General features: G+C 66.0%; 19 protein-coding genes and 2 pseudogenes. 18 read left to right on the top strand and 3 right to left on the bottom strand.

What is annotated here, in order from left to right; all coding sequences use genetic code 11:
- Positions 1-8: 8 nt before the first annotated feature.
- The gene (locus tag AB0G11_RS20270; protein WP_357587404.1) at positions 9-293 is read right to left on the bottom strand and encodes a hypothetical protein; all 285 of its coding nucleotides are present in this window, start codon (positions 291-293) and stop codon (positions 9-11) included.
- Positions 294-481: 188 nt separating this feature from the next.
- Here AB0G11_RS20270 and AB0G11_RS20265 point away from each other — a divergent pair, with 188 nt between their 5' ends.
- From AB0G11_RS20265 to AB0G11_RS20225, 9 genes are all read left to right on the top strand, one after another.
- Positions 482-712: a hypothetical protein gene (locus tag AB0G11_RS20265; protein ID WP_357587402.1), complete on the top strand. Its 231-nt coding sequence runs from the start codon at positions 482-484 to the stop codon at positions 710-712.
- Entirely contained in the window at positions 705-992 is a 288-nt protein-coding gene (locus AB0G11_RS20260; RefSeq protein ID WP_357587400.1) for a DUF4326 domain-containing protein, read from the top strand. Before AB0G11_RS20265 ends, AB0G11_RS20260 begins: the two co-directional genes overlap by 8 nt.
- Before the next feature lie 175 nt (positions 993-1,167).
- Positions 1,168-2,415 carry a WD40 repeat domain-containing protein gene (locus AB0G11_RS20255; protein WP_357587398.1) on the top strand — a complete coding sequence of 416 codons (1,248 nt, stop codon included), beginning with the start codon at positions 1,168-1,170 and terminating at the stop codon, positions 2,413-2,415.
- 188 nt (positions 2,416-2,603) lie between these two features.
- On the top strand, positions 2,604-3,437 hold the full coding sequence (locus AB0G11_RS20250) for a hypothetical protein (protein ID WP_357587396.1): 834 nt from the start codon (positions 2,604-2,606) through the stop codon (positions 3,435-3,437).
- A 319-nt stretch (positions 3,438-3,756) separates the two neighbouring features.
- Positions 3,757-4,041, top strand: coding sequence for a hypothetical protein (locus AB0G11_RS20245; RefSeq protein ID WP_357587394.1), 285 nt, complete (start codon positions 3,757-3,759; stop codon positions 4,039-4,041).
- Positions 4,042-4,052: 11 nt separating this feature from the next.
- Positions 4,053-4,463: a DUF6221 family protein gene (locus AB0G11_RS20240; protein ID WP_357587392.1), complete on the top strand. Its 411-nt coding sequence runs from the start codon at positions 4,053-4,055 to the stop codon at positions 4,461-4,463.
- Between the two features lie 101 nt (positions 4,464-4,564).
- Positions 4,565-4,702 carry a hypothetical protein gene (locus AB0G11_RS20235; protein ID WP_357587390.1) on the top strand — a complete coding sequence of 46 codons (138 nt, stop codon included), beginning with the start codon at positions 4,565-4,567 and terminating at the stop codon, positions 4,700-4,702.
- 3 nt (positions 4,703-4,705) lie between these two features.
- A complete protein-coding gene (locus AB0G11_RS20230) occupies positions 4,706-4,852 on the top strand; it encodes a hypothetical protein (protein ID WP_357587388.1) in 147 nt (48 codons plus the stop codon).
- A gap of 90 nt (positions 4,853-4,942) precedes the next feature.
- Entirely contained in the window at positions 4,943-5,215 is a 273-nt protein-coding gene (locus AB0G11_RS20225) for a hypothetical protein (RefSeq protein WP_219511689.1), read from the top strand.
- A 20-nt stretch (positions 5,216-5,235) separates the two neighbouring features.
- Here the strand turns inward: AB0G11_RS20225 and AB0G11_RS20220 are convergent, their stop codons facing one another.
- Positions 5,236-5,577 (bottom strand): hypothetical protein, encoded by a 342-nt coding sequence (locus AB0G11_RS20220; RefSeq protein ID WP_357587386.1) that lies wholly within the window; start codon positions 5,575-5,577, stop codon positions 5,236-5,238.
- Positions 5,578-5,771: 194 nt separating this feature from the next.
- On the opposite strand from AB0G11_RS20220, the gene AB0G11_RS20215 reads away from it, so the two are divergent.
- The 5 genes and pseudogenes from AB0G11_RS20215 (at position 5,772) to AB0G11_RS20195 (ending at position 9,787) form a co-directional block, all read left to right on the top strand.
- Positions 5,772-6,290, top strand: coding sequence for a hypothetical protein (locus AB0G11_RS20215; protein ID WP_357587384.1), 519 nt, complete (start codon positions 5,772-5,774; stop codon positions 6,288-6,290).
- Positions 6,291-6,300: 10 nt separating this feature from the next.
- A pseudogene (locus tag AB0G11_RS20210) lies at positions 6,301-7,230 on the top strand (terminase family protein); the annotation flags it as partial.
- 88 nt (positions 7,231-7,318) lie between these two features.
- On the top strand, positions 7,319-7,849 hold the full coding sequence (gene terL, locus AB0G11_RS20205) for a phage terminase large subunit (protein WP_357587382.1): 531 nt from the start codon (positions 7,319-7,321) through the stop codon (positions 7,847-7,849).
- 549 nt (positions 7,850-8,398) lie between these two features.
- Positions 8,399-8,731, top strand: coding sequence for a hypothetical protein (locus tag AB0G11_RS20200; RefSeq protein WP_357587380.1), 333 nt, complete (start codon positions 8,399-8,401; stop codon positions 8,729-8,731).
- 21 nt (positions 8,732-8,752) lie between these two features.
- Complete coding sequence (locus AB0G11_RS20195) at positions 8,753-9,787, top strand: hypothetical protein (protein ID WP_357587378.1); 1,035 nt, start codon at positions 8,753-8,755, stop codon at positions 9,785-9,787.
- Between the two features lie 142 nt (positions 9,788-9,929).
- On the opposite strand, the gene AB0G11_RS20190 is transcribed toward AB0G11_RS20195, so the two are convergent.
- Positions 9,930-10,517, bottom strand: coding sequence for a DUF4240 domain-containing protein (locus AB0G11_RS20190; RefSeq protein WP_357587377.1), 588 nt, complete (start codon positions 10,515-10,517; stop codon positions 9,930-9,932).
- Between the two features lie 319 nt (positions 10,518-10,836).
- On the opposite strand from AB0G11_RS20190, the pseudogene AB0G11_RS20185 reads away from it, so the two are divergent.
- From AB0G11_RS20185 to AB0G11_RS20170, 4 genes and pseudogenes are all read left to right on the top strand, one after another.
- Positions 10,837-10,932: pseudogene (locus AB0G11_RS20185) on the top strand (IS5/IS1182 family transposase); the annotation flags it as partial.
- A gap of 71 nt (positions 10,933-11,003) precedes the next feature.
- Positions 11,004-11,402 carry a hypothetical protein gene (locus AB0G11_RS20180; RefSeq protein WP_357587375.1) on the top strand — a complete coding sequence of 133 codons (399 nt, stop codon included), beginning with the start codon at positions 11,004-11,006 and terminating at the stop codon, positions 11,400-11,402.
- The gene (locus AB0G11_RS20175; protein WP_357587373.1) at positions 11,402-11,620 is read left to right on the top strand and encodes a DUF6011 domain-containing protein; all 219 of its coding nucleotides are present in this window, start codon (positions 11,402-11,404) and stop codon (positions 11,618-11,620) included. Before AB0G11_RS20180 ends, AB0G11_RS20175 begins: the two co-directional genes overlap by 1 nt.
- 259 nt (positions 11,621-11,879) lie before the next feature.
- The gene (locus AB0G11_RS20170) at positions 11,880-12,200 is read left to right on the top strand and encodes a hypothetical protein (RefSeq protein WP_357587371.1); all 321 of its coding nucleotides are present in this window, start codon (positions 11,880-11,882) and stop codon (positions 12,198-12,200) included.
- The last annotated feature ends 30 nt before the right edge of the window (positions 12,201-12,230 follow it).

Raw genomic sequence — 12,230 nt, 5'->3', positions numbered from 1 at the left:
AACTCATCTCACCCGAAGATCGGTAAAACCGTCTGGGGGACGAGCTGGGGACGATCTTCGGAAACGATCTTCCTGGCCGTCCCCAGAAGCGCATCCACCACCGGCACCGAACTGTGACCGCCGAACCGTCGCACCCGTTCGATCAGGGTCCGCTCCCAGCGGGCCTGCAGCCCCACCGTGACCATCTCGACCATCGGTGGCGACTCATGCGCGTACGTGGCCACGATCCCGCGCAGCTTGTGCCCTAGCCGCCCCTCCGATGCGACTGTCGGCACCAGCATCTCGTCGAGCATCACCTTGTGCGTATGCCTGAGGCCGTGGACCTTCCCCAGCTTGTCCGGGTCATCGGTCGGCTCCAGGATCCGCCCCCACGACGCCAGATGATGTACCTCCGGGTCGTAGCGCCAGAATCCACGCCGACGAGGCGGAGCGAACTCCTCGCCTGGGCTGGCAGCAGGCCATGACCGCTTCACGAGGTCAGGTGGCGATCGTTGAGATGGTCATGGGATGGCTCGACTGGGGTCCAGCCGTAGTTGGCGATGACGGCGTGGTCCGGCCTGCCCGCGTGATGGACCCGCCCGTCGTCATGGCCGACAACAGCACCACGGCTGGCACCTACGCGCACTGCGACAACGAGTCGTGCCAGCACCGATGGAGGCTGCGCCGCCAATTCGCCCCGACATCAACCGCGAAGGAGGAGCGCCATGCCTGAGACCCGAGAGCCGAAGCGCATCCGCCGCGAGCGCACCAAGGGCTGGCGCAAAGGCACCAACTGCACGATCATGGACCGCACCTCGAAGTGGGGCAACCCGTTCAAGGTCGGCGAGAAGATCCGTCGCGACTCCCCGCTCTGGCCCTACATCGCCGCCACCGTCCCCGGCGGAGCCCACGGCCTCGCCGCGCTCACTGTGCTGACCGCCGAGCAGGACCTGGCCACGGGGTTGGCAAGATGTCCTGAGACGCCTCTGGATCATGGGTGTCCGTCCGGCTAATGTCGAACGGGAGTTCCCCTCGCTAACCCCGGAGGCCCTTGTGCTCTTTACACGATGGTTACCCAGCGCCACCCCGCCCAGCCGAAGGTTCACGCGCCTTACCCGCCACCTCGCCATCTTGTGCGGAACCGTCACCCTGGTCGCCGGTCTCGCCGTCTCGCAAGCCCCCGCAGCTATGGCCGCTGACTCACTCACCCCCCTCGGCCATGTCACAGTCACCAGCGACATCGCTGCCGCGGCCGGAAAAGTATTCGTCGCCATGGATGACCGGATCGTCGTCGCGGACACCCAAGGCGTCCTCACTGGAAACATCACCGGCTTGGCCGAAGTGAGGGATCTCGTCACCAGCCCGGACGGAACTCGGCTCTACGCGGCGCTTAGAGGGTCGCACGAAGTGATTGAGATCAACACTGACGACCTTGCCATCATTCGGCGGATCGACCTGGCCGCATACCACTGCCCAAGCCGGCTCGCGATGAGCGGACACCGGCTTTGGGTCTCCCACGGCTGCCCTTGGGAAGGTTCGGCCGGCGCTCTTGGCCTCGACCTGTCCGTCCCTGCCCCGCAGCCTGCCGTCGTCTCGCTCGACAACCCTGCTCAAGCGCCACGGATTGCTGCCGCAGGGAACACGCTCGTCGTGGCGGACTTCTGGGAGCTGCGGGTGTTCGACCTCCAAGACGGCGTTCCCGCACTGCGTGGTGCAATAGACGCCTACGATCACGGGTTGTGGAACGGCTGGGGTCAGATCGCACTCACGCCGGACGGCGCGACAGCGATCACCACGCCGGGAGCTGTGAACGACTTCGACGCCTGGGACCTGACCACCCTCACCAAGTCCCGCTCCTATGGCAAGGAAGAGGGCACTCTCGACTACGCGTCGCCCACGATCAGCCCAGATGGGGAACAGGTTGCCGTCACACGAGGAACCGACGATGTAGAAGACGCACCTCTCGTGCTGTTCGACTTGAACACGGGAGCCGCGGTTGAGACGTTCGACTCCCAATCTCTCGTCACGATTTACGACCTCGTCTTCTCCGGATCTGACCTGTTCGCCGTCATCGAGAACACTCTCAATGGCACCTTTCATCTCTGGCGGATGCACGGTGCCACACTTCCGCCGTGCAAGATGACATTGACAGGGCCGGACACATCAGGGCGGTTCAAGGAAGCCACCTTCGCTGGCCGGCTCACCCGGCCGGACGGCGCCAATCCTGGTGTCCAGACGGTCACGGTCAGCCGCCGCCCGTGGGGTGAGAGCACCTTCGAGCCGCTGCCGGACGTCACCACGAACGCCGATGGGACCTTCATCTTCAGCAACGTCCCCGGGGTCGAGACGCAGTGGACCTACAAGGTCTACTACGACAACACCGCAGACAGTCGAAGCTGTAGCGCGACCAAGGTGGTGGAAGTGCCCGGCTCGTGATCCGGGTCGTCGGTTAGGTTAAGAACACGAAAAGTGGCTCTCCGCCACGAACGGAGAGCCGCCTCGTCCCACTAGTCCTCGCCGACCCCGCCAGTCCCTCAACTGCTCAGGTCTCCCGTAAGCGTACAACCAGCTCACAGGGGGACACGTTGGCTCTGGACTGCCCGGTCGCGTCCTGCGACCGCCTCATGCCCGGCACAGCCCGCATCTGCGGAGCCTGCACCGCCGAACTCGCCCGCGAACTCGACGCCGTCCCCAGCCTGGACGCCGACCTCGATCTAGCCATCAGCCGGCAGACCCGCACCACCGGTGGCAGCGTCGGCGGGCGGAGCAGCGAGAAGCCGCTGCCGTGGAACGAACACGCCTCCGAAGCGGCTGAGCGTCTGCAGGTGATTCTGCTCGGCTGGGCTCGCGTCCTCGTCGCCTCTGTCCACCCCTTGCATGGGCCGACCTGCGCATCATGCACGCACCCGTCGTGCATGTACGCCGACCTCGGCCGTGAACCCCGCCACCAGCCGCGCCATGTCGCCCCCTGGCTGCGCCGCCACGCCGGAGCGTTGATCGCCCACCCTGCCGGGCCGGACGCGGTCGACGAGATCCTGACCGCTGTCCGCAATGCCCGCTACGCCACCGACACCCCGCCCCGCGACCTCGTCTACGCGGGGCCTTGCGACGCCTGCAACGGCGACCTGTACGCCCGCCCCGACGCTTCCCGGGTGGCGTGCCAGTGGTGCCGCGACGAAGACGGCCAACGCCTCGTCTACGAGGTCCAGGCCCGCCGCAAGTGGATGCTCGGCGCGCTGGAGGACAAGACGCTGACCGCGCCGGCGATCGCCCGCGCGCTCACGTCGCTGATCCGGCCGATCAAGCCCGCGCTGCTGCACACGTGGGTGGCCCGCAAGAAGCTTCACCCGGCCGGTCTGGACGACCTTGGCCGGATGCTGTTCCGGGTGGGGGACGTTATCGAACTGATGGCCGCCGGGGACGCCCGGGCGGGGGAGCGCGTGTCTGTAGTTGCGTGAACAACCACTTGGTGACATGATCTGCCCTGGTAGGTTCGCAAGAGCCATCGAAAAGCCCCTACCGTCCCGAGCGGTGGGGGCTTTCGCATGTCCGGCCCTATACAGCCGTAGACACGTCAAGACGCGCGCTCTCTTCCCCGAGGAGTGCGCCGGCTCCGCAGTGCCCCGTGCTGCGTGTGAGCCCACCCTGGTCGGGTCCGGTCGGTGTCTTTGGCGAGGTCGCCGACCGGACCCGCCACCCTTCTACGTGCGGCCCGCTCTCCGCTGGGGGGTGGGATGGCGGGCCGTACCTGACCCCCTGAACACCCCTGGAGAAGTCATGCGCATCCAGATCCTTCCTCTTCCGACGGTGGTCAAAGGCGACGACGTAGAAGAGCCGTTCGCGCTGATCGTGGACCAACACGACGTGGACATGGACGAGCAGACGGCCGAGCAGTGGGACCGGTTCAAGACCAGCGCTGGCGCTCGCGCTCTGCTGATCGTCCCCGACACGGTCGAGGTCGTGGACCGGTACGCCGAACCGGCGGTGGCGAAGGACGATGACGCCGACAGGATCCGCGAGCAGGCGAGGCGTGCCATCGAGCGTTATCGGCTGGCTGACTGATGGCCTCCGACATGCTCTCGTGGCTGCGCTCCACGATCACCGCAGACCTCGAAGCTGCCCGCGCTGCTGACGAAGCCTCTCCTGGCCCGTGGGTGAACACTGGCCAGTACGGGTGCGGGGACGCTTGGCAGATCCACGGAGCGCCCACTGAGGAGTCCGGCACGGAGTGGAGCGAGGAACTGCACGATGTGGTGCCCGCCCGGTCTGGCGTGGCTACAGCCGCGTACGAGGACGGCGGAGGGGTGTGGAAGCGGGAAGTTGCTGACCACATGGTGCTACACCAGCCCAGGGACACGATTGCCCGGTGTGAAGCCGAGCTTCGCATACTCGACCTGCACCAGCCTGTGGATGGCTACGGGCGGGTGGAGTATCGCAAGCTGATGGATCCCGGATCGGTGTGTGAGGTGTGCTGCTTCGACTGAGATGGCTCGCGGATTGGCAAGTTCCCGTGCGACACGCTTATGGCTCTGGCCACCGCCCGCCGCCTCCGTCCCGGCTTCAACGCTGAGTGGGTGAGCGACTGATGCGGTTCCGCTGGCGCAAGCCGTACCTCGTCGTAGACGTGCGCGCCAACCTCGACAAGGGCGAGCACCACCCGTACGAGCCGTTCCTGGAATGGATGCGGTCCGAAGGGCTCAACCCTGAAGACGGAACCCGCTGAGAGGTGTACCGGGGGCTCGTCGGCCCGTACGCGGTCGTGACCCTGTTCCGGCGGCACGGCGACGGCAGCATGGTGGTGGACATGAAGGCGGAAGCGTTCGAGACGTACCGCAAGCGCATCACCGTGTCCTCGCTGCCACCACGCCCCTAGACCTCCGGGCGGGTCAGAAGGAATCGTTCTCTCACGCTGAACGCCTCCGCTTTTGGGCTGAGCCCGCCCGGATACACCTAAGATCACGTCATGCCCAGCACTGGTGAGTTAGCTTCAGCGATCTTCGTAGGAGTATTCGCCCTAGTCTTCATCTCCTTATGGATCCTCTTCTTGGTGTCGATGATCAAAGGCGTGCGGCAACGCCGCGTCTTGAAGTACACAGACACCTTCAGGGCTACCGAGCTCATCGGTCGGATACGTCAACTCAAGGTGCGCGGCCAGGAAGAGCAGGCGATCCAACTCGTCCAGGATGAACTGGCGATGCCTCCCAAAGTGGCCCGCTCATGGGTGAAATCCGTCTAACCCGCCCCTTGGAAGCCTGATCATTCCTGCCGATACTTCTCGATGCCTTCCAGGTAGTCGTCATCCACCGGTTTGATCATCCACCAGCCGACGGGCGGCACCTGGTGTACGAGCACGCGCTCGTAGTCGGGTAGCTCCATCGGCTGCCCGTCCAGATCCACGAGGTAGGCGCGCATCTCGAACCGCCGCTTCAACGGTCTCCCGTCTGGTCCTCGCTGCCCTGGTTTGATCTCGGGGGCGACGTAGCGGGCGTACGCGCGGGTGACATGCCACCGCGAGATGGGGTCGCCGTGTGGCGCGACCCAGCCTCCTGGCCCGTGGTTGTGCGGCCATCCGTGCAGTTCAACGCGCGTCGTCTCCATCCGAGCAACCTCGAACAAGCGTGCTGCTGATCGCCAATCACCTGGCCGGCGCACAGCGAACCACTGCCTGACCCTCCCGCGATCGTCACTCTCGGTACAACTCGTCACCGGCGGGAGACCGCCGAACCGCGACGCTCCGTAGTTCCCGCAGGAGTCGGAGAACCGCCCACCCCCCAGCTTCCGGAGGAACGCTCATGACGGGAGTAACCCGGGACGGCAACGGACGCTTCGAGCGCACCGCCACAACCGCCGCCCGCGACGCCGAAGCAGCCCGCCTCCGATCCCGCGGCCTCACCTACCGCCAGATCGCTGAACAGCTCGGCATGGCTGGCCCCGGCAAGGCCCACGAAGCGGTGAAGCGAGTCCTCGCAGAGACCGTGGCCGACGCCGCCGAGGACCTGCGACAGGTCGAGTTGGAGCGCCTCGACCAGATGTATCAGGCGGCGCTCAAGGTGCTGGAGGGCGAGCACTACGCCGTATCCCACGGCAAGGTCGTCTACCTCGAAGGCGAGACCACACCGCTCGCCGACAACGGACCCGTGCTTGCGGCGATTGACCGGCTCCTGAAGATCCAGGAACGCCGGGCGAAACTCCTCGGCCTGGACGCTCCCGCGAAGACGAGCGTCACCGTGTCGGACGCCATCACCTCAGAGATCGAACAGCTCGCCGCCCAGCTCGGCATGGCAGACGAAACGGAGCCGACCAACACGTAGCGAGGTGAGCATGGCCACCCCTGCGGCGCTCCCTCCCGGCTGGCGCGACTGGCCCGCGCAGGCACAGGAACAACTGCTCGCCGAACTTCGCAAGGCCGCTCTCCGCAAGCACGGCCGCCTGAGGCCCTTGTGGTCAACGCCCGGCGACCTGGCGAAAGCGCTCGACGCGAAGACGAGGCAGACGCCGGCGCTGGACCTGATCGACGACGAGCTCGTCCGGCTGCTGAACACGCCGGACGGCAGGCTGGTGCTGAGCATGCCTCCTCAGGAGGGCAAGTCCCAGAGGGCGTCTCGGCGCTTCCCACTGTGGGCTCTCACCCAGCGTCCGGACACGCGGGTCGCGATCGCCTCCTACGAGCACGGTGTAGCCCGACGGTGGGGCCGCGCAATCCGGGACGACATCCTGGTCCACGGCTCACGGCTCGGGCTGTCCGTCCGTGACGACCTGTCCGCACAGCACGAGTGGCAGCTTGATAGCCACGAGGGCGGCGTTTATGCGGCCGGTATCGGCGGAGCGTTGCCTGGCCGCCCCGTGGACCTGCTCATCATCGACGACCCGATCAAGGACCGGGCTCAGGCCGATTCCCCGACCTACCGGGAGCGGGCATGGGACTGGTGGACGGACGTCGCCGCAACCCGGCTCGCTCCCGGCGCCCCCGTGGTGCTGATCCTCACCCGCTGGCATGAGGACGACCTCGCCGCCCGACTCCTCGCCGCCGAAGACGGCCACCTGTGGCGCGTCGTCAACATCCCCGCACAGGCCGACCACGACCCCGCCAAGGGAGAGGCGGACCCTCTCGGCCGTGAGCCGGGCGAGTTCATGAAGTCCGCCCGAGGACGATCCAAAGCCCAGTGGGAAGCCATCAAGGTCCGCTCCGGCAGCCGTACGTGGGCGAGCCTCTACCAGGGCAGGCCCACCCCCGCCGCGGGCGACATCTTCCTCCGCGAGTGGTGGCGAGAGTTCACCACCTCGGTGGATCGTCCGCGACGACGGCTCCTGCTGGGATCCTGGCGCCGACGAGGTGTGCATGTCGTGGGACATGGCGTTCAAGAACACCGACGGCTCCGACTACGTGGTGGGCCAGGTCTGGGCCCGCTACGGGCTGGAGATGTTCCTCCTCGACCAGGTGTGCGAGCGGCTCAGCTTCACCGAGACGTGCGCCGCCCTGCGGCAGCAGGCCGCCAAATGGCCTCAGGCGACGCTCAAGCTCGTTGAGGACAAGGCGAACGGCACTGCGGTCATCAACAGCCTCCGCCGCCAGGTGGCCGGGCTGATCCCCGTGGAGCCAGACGGCAGCAAGGAAGCGAGAGCCCGCGCGGTAACCCCGTTCATCGAGGCCGGCCAGGTCTGGCTCCCCGCACCCGAGATAGCTCCATGGGTGGGCGGCTTCGTGAACGAAGCCGCGGCCTTCCCGAACGGCTCCCAAGACGACCAGGTGGACGCCTGCACGCAGGCGATCAACCGGATACTGCTCGCGCCGATTCTCACAGGGACGCTCATTCTTGAGGGCGCGGACCTCGACGAGGGGATCGACGACTACTCGATAAGTCCGTACTAGCGGAGCGGAGCTGACGTGAAGCCGCCTCAATGAACGCGCTCAGAGCCGCCTGCGATTGTTCCGACCGCTCATCCCTTGCGGACTCGTCAGCGGCGCGGTGGATCGCTGTCGTGGCTTGCAAGGCATCCTGAGCTAGCCCAGCTAGGGCCGGGTCAGGGTTGACGAGCTGGAGCCTGAACAGCGCCGATTTGGCGTTCACTCTTTCGGCGTAAGAGGCGTCACGCGCCTGGGCATGATTCTCTTTCCCGTCAGGCTTGCGCCGTAGCCGCCAGCGAGCGTTCTGACTGCCTCGATACGAGGTGATGGCGTTAGCAAAGGCGTTGTACGCGGCAAGCTGCTCTTGCCACAGCCGTTCGGTGTGAGCTTCTAACCGCGCCTGACGTGCGGCTCGGGCCTGGAAGACATAAGTGGCCAAGGCTCCGAGAAGAGTGCCAGCGACCGCGATGAGGCTCGTTATTGCGCTCTGCATCTGCCCAGTTCAACACCTCGCAGGAACTTCGTCAGCCCAACCAGGGAGCGCACTCTAAAGACGTGCAAGGGAGGCCGCTCGTGGGTATCGCCTCTCGCCTGCAAGAGACCTGGTATAGGGCCACTGGCCGTACAGAGCTCGCCGAGGACTTGCGCGCAGACCGTCAGATGGTGTCGCACATAGCGGAATCCATCGCCGACCTTGAAGCCCGCATGTACGAGCCGGGCTGGCAGCGGCTCACCGCGCACGCCGACGAGGAGTTCTCTCGCAGCGGCTTGCAGCAGATCACTGCCGTGTGCCGCATCATGGCGATCAAGTCTTCATTGCTGCGCCGCGGCCTCAGCCTGCGGACCGGCTACGTGTGGGGGCAAGGCGTCCAGATCTCCGCCCGCGCCACAGGCGAGCAGGGGTAGGACGTCAACGCCGTTGTGCAGATGTTCCTCGACGATGTCGGAAACCGCCGCACCCTGACCGGGGATCAGGCGCACGAAGAACTTGAACGCGCCTTGTACACCGACGGCAACGTGTTCCTCGCGCTGTTCACTAACCCGCGCACGGGCCGAGTGCAGGTGCGGACGCTGCCGTGGGATGAGATCACCGACGTGGTCTGTAACCCTGAGGACAGGTCGGAGCCGTGGTTCTACCGCCGTGAATGGTGGGAGGACCGCCGCACCGAGTCCGGTATGCAGCAGATCCGTAAGGTGGCCTACTATCCGGCGCTCGGCTACAACCCCACGGTCAAGCCGCGCAGGCTGACGTTCCCTCACTACGGCGACTCAACACTGGCCGACGTGGTGTGGGACGCGCCCGTCTACCACGCGAAGGTCAACAGCCAGCTCGGCTGGAAGTTCCGCATCCCCGACTCCTACAGCGCTGTCGACTGGGCCCGCGCCTACAAGGACTTCCTGACCGACTGGGCGACCCTGATCAAGGCGCTGTCTCGCTTCGCCTGGCGGCTGACGAGCAAGGGCAGCAAGCAGTCGCAGGCCCGCGCCAAGCTCGCCGCCGCCCCGTCGACCGACCGCTACTCGGGCGAGCCGCAACGCGCCGGCGCCACAGCGCTGCTTACTCCTGAGATGGCTTTGGAGGCCGTGCCGAAGTCGGGTGCCACCATCGACTCGGAGTCGGGCCGGCCGCTGGCCGCCATGGTCGCCGCCGCGTTGGACGTTCCTGTCACGATGCTGCTCGGCGACCCCGGCACAACCGGCGCCAGGGCAACCGCTGAGACGCTGGACACCCCGACCGAGCGCAGTATGGAGTTGCGTCGCTCGGTGTGGAACGAGGCGCACAAGCGGATCCTCGACTACGTCATCGACCAGGCTGCCAAAGCCCCGCAAGGCTCCCTTAAGATCCGCATGGCCGTGCCCGAACTTCTCGTCATCATCGCTGCCCTCTGTTTGGTCGCGGCTGCGATCTACGCCGCCGTGCACAAGGGCTGGGTGACCACCCATGCAGCTCTCGAAGTGTGAGACCGGGTCGTGCGTGAGCAACGGCCCCACCGGTCGCCTTTGCCCGCGAGAGTGCGTGGCCTGGCGGCAGGGCGTCCCGGTTGGGCGACAGTGGCCAGGAACGGTAGTGGGTCCGCTTCCCGTCATGGGAGAACGCCGATGTCTAGGTGCGGCCGTAGAACTCGCGGATGAAACGGTAACTTCGCGGTACCCTTCGGGCGGCCTCTTCCTTGTCTTGAGGGTCCCACTCCTCGTCCGTTGAATGAAACACTCCCTCGAACGTCTCACCGCGAGCTTCAAGAACGTCGTACAGGGCTTGGGAATCCGTGCCCGTCACCTTCTCCCAGGCGATCGGAGCCACATAGGCGAGGTCTTCCAGCTGCGGCCAGTCGTCATCGGTGCGGGGGAGCCGGTCTCGCTTCATGGTGAGAAAGCGCTGGACCTCGGGCACATCCGAAAGCGTGTCCGGGTCGGCGGTGACCTTTTCGAAGGTTTCACGGCCGAGGCCGACCAGCCACATCTGGAAATACTCGAAGCTATTGCTACCGCCTGTCAGGTATAAGATGTTGGACGCGCCTCCCAACAGGTTGGTGTTGGCCTTGCGCTGAGCTTCGAGAATCCATGACTCAAAGTCGATGATGTCCTCGACGGGTCGTCGCATGAGCTCCTGTTGCAGCCATTGCAGGCGCGCTTCGTTCGGACGATGTTGTGCGGAGCGCTCGATCAGGTGCCAGAACTCGTCGATGTCCATAGTGATGATCGTGGCATATGCCGATGACATAACTGGTGGACTGGCAAGGGGTGCCGCCTCGTCGTCCGCCGGATGACGAGGCGCTGGATCGAAGAGACAAGCGGGACTCCGTGGGCAGGCAGGCTTGAGGCGTGGGAGGTCGTCGCCCTGAGCGGGAGCCACGAACCTGCCACGGCGCATCCTGCCGGCAGGAAGATAGGCGCTAGGAACAATACGAGTGACCAGCCCCGTCACTGTATGGACAGTGGCCGGTGCGCTTTTCGTCGACGGCGTAGACCGCGATGGGATTGGCGTGGAGGAGTGGCGAATTTGAACTGGTCCTGGGGGGCGGCTGATGTGGGCCTCACCTGGTCCGCCGGGTGCCGTCCATGACGTGACCGCGACCCGGGTGATTGGCCTGATCGACGCCCTGAGCAGCGTCGCGTACGAGTTGGTGGGGTTGCGGGACACGGGGGTGGAGAAGGGGACGTGAGCAGCCTCTGGCTTGTGGACATCGACGGCACACTCGCGTTACGCGGCGATCGCGGACCGTACGAGTGGGATCGGGTAGGCGAGGATCAGCCGAACCGGCCCGTCGTCGCGATCGTTCAAGCCCTGCTGCGTGACGAACACCGCATCGCCTACGTGTCCGGTAGGAAGGAGAGGTGCCGGCGCCAGACGGAGAAATGGCTGCGCGCCCATGTCGGCTACTGGGACGACACGGAAGGGCTGTGGATGCGAGGCAACGGAGACAACCGGGCTGACACGGTCGTGAAGCGGGAGATCTACGAGCGGCATTTCGCTCACCTCCGGATCGCCGGGGTGATCGACGACCGGGCGTCCGTGGTCGCGATGTGGCGGCGGCTCGGGTTGACCGTGCTGCAGGTGGCTGGAGGCCGGTTCTGATGAACCTTCTCGATCTCACCGAGCCTGCCGCCCTCGACCACGTCGCCAAGTGTGCGGCCTGCAAGCACACCCTCAGGACCCCGGAGTCCCGCGCGTTGGGGTTGGGGCCTGGCTGTGCTTCCAAGCTGGGGCTGGCTCCCCGGAAGCCGTTGCGGATCACCGGAGTGCCGCGAGGATGGGCTGTCGAAGGGCAGATCGACCTGTTGGAGGAAGAGTGATCCTGGAACGGCATCCCGGAGAGTGGACGTAAGGCTCTGGGGTGGGGCGTTTATGGCCGACCTTGGCGGCGGGGCGGCGCTGTGATCACTGTCTGCGTGACCGAGGTAGGTGACAAGTACCATTCCTCCAGGACCGCCGGGATCTCTCCATGCCGCCCCAGAAGAGTGGCTGTGGCCAGGAGCCGATCGAGTCCGGGGAACTGAGCGAGGCCGTGGCGGAGGGCTGGCGGCCGTGCGGCACCTGCGGAGGGACGACGCCGTGACCAACCACCAGTGCACCTGCTCCGGTTCGGCCGTTGGGGAGCCGTGGCGTTGCCCTGACTGTGGCACGCTGTGGGAACCGCTGCCGCAACAGGCAGCGGAGCATGCCGGCCATCAGGCGGACATGCGGCAGGCGGACACACCGCCGTGGGCCGAAGAGCCGATGAGCACGAAAGGCGTCGTCATCGGTGTCGCCATGGGGTGCGCCGTGGGCCTCCCGATGCTTCTCCAGTACGAGATGCCGATTCTCGCCGGCGTGCTGGCCGTCGTGGGGATCGGGGTTCTCGCCTGGTGGTTCTGGCAGGTCGTCCGCGGGTGAGGCGAATACGGTCCATCCCGTTGCCCGCCC

Source organism: Nonomuraea sp. NPDC023979, assembly GCF_040639085.1.
Taxonomy (GTDB): Bacteria; Actinomycetota; Actinomycetes; order Streptosporangiales; family Streptosporangiaceae; genus Nonomuraea; species Nonomuraea ceibae.
This window is presented reverse-complemented; position numbering and strand designations above follow the sequence as displayed.

What these genes read in the sequence shown, in the direction of transcription:
- AB0G11_RS20270 (WP_357587404.1), bottom strand. Translation starts at nt 293, where the DNA reads ATGCTCGACGAGATGCTGGTGCCGACAGTCGCATCGGAGGGGCGGCTA.
- AB0G11_RS20260 (WP_357587400.1), top strand. Translation starts at nt 705, where the DNA reads ATGCCTGAGACCCGAGAGCCGAAGCGCATCCGCCGCGAGCGCACCAAG.
- AB0G11_RS20255 (WP_357587398.1), top strand. Translation starts at nt 1,168, where the DNA reads ATGGCCGCTGACTCACTCACCCCCCTCGGCCATGTCACAGTCACCAGC.
- AB0G11_RS20250 (WP_357587396.1), top strand. Translation starts at nt 2,604, where the DNA reads ATGCCCGGCACAGCCCGCATCTGCGGAGCCTGCACCGCCGAACTCGCC.
- AB0G11_RS20245 (WP_357587394.1), top strand. Translation starts at nt 3,757, where the DNA reads ATGCGCATCCAGATCCTTCCTCTTCCGACGGTGGTCAAAGGCGACGAC.
- AB0G11_RS20240 (WP_357587392.1), top strand. Translation starts at nt 4,053, where the DNA reads ATGCTCTCGTGGCTGCGCTCCACGATCACCGCAGACCTCGAAGCTGCC.
- AB0G11_RS20235 (WP_357587390.1), top strand. Translation starts at nt 4,565, where the DNA reads ATGCGGTTCCGCTGGCGCAAGCCGTACCTCGTCGTAGACGTGCGCGCC.
- AB0G11_RS20225 (WP_219511689.1), top strand. Translation starts at nt 4,943, where the DNA reads ATGCCCAGCACTGGTGAGTTAGCTTCAGCGATCTTCGTAGGAGTATTC.
- AB0G11_RS20220 (WP_357587386.1), bottom strand. Translation starts at nt 5,577, where the DNA reads ATGGAGACGACGCGCGTTGAACTGCACGGATGGCCGCACAACCACGGG.
- AB0G11_RS20215 (WP_357587384.1), top strand. Translation starts at nt 5,772, where the DNA reads ATGACGGGAGTAACCCGGGACGGCAACGGACGCTTCGAGCGCACCGCC.
- terL (WP_357587382.1), top strand. Translation starts at nt 7,319, where the DNA reads ATGTCGTGGGACATGGCGTTCAAGAACACCGACGGCTCCGACTACGTG.
- AB0G11_RS20195 (WP_357587378.1), top strand. Translation starts at nt 8,753, where the DNA reads ATGTTCCTCGACGATGTCGGAAACCGCCGCACCCTGACCGGGGATCAG.
- AB0G11_RS20190 (WP_357587377.1), bottom strand. Translation starts at nt 10,517, where the DNA reads ATGGACATCGACGAGTTCTGGCACCTGATCGAGCGCTCCGCACAACAT.
- AB0G11_RS20175 (WP_357587373.1), top strand. Translation starts at nt 11,402, where the DNA reads ATGAACCTTCTCGATCTCACCGAGCCTGCCGCCCTCGACCACGTCGCC.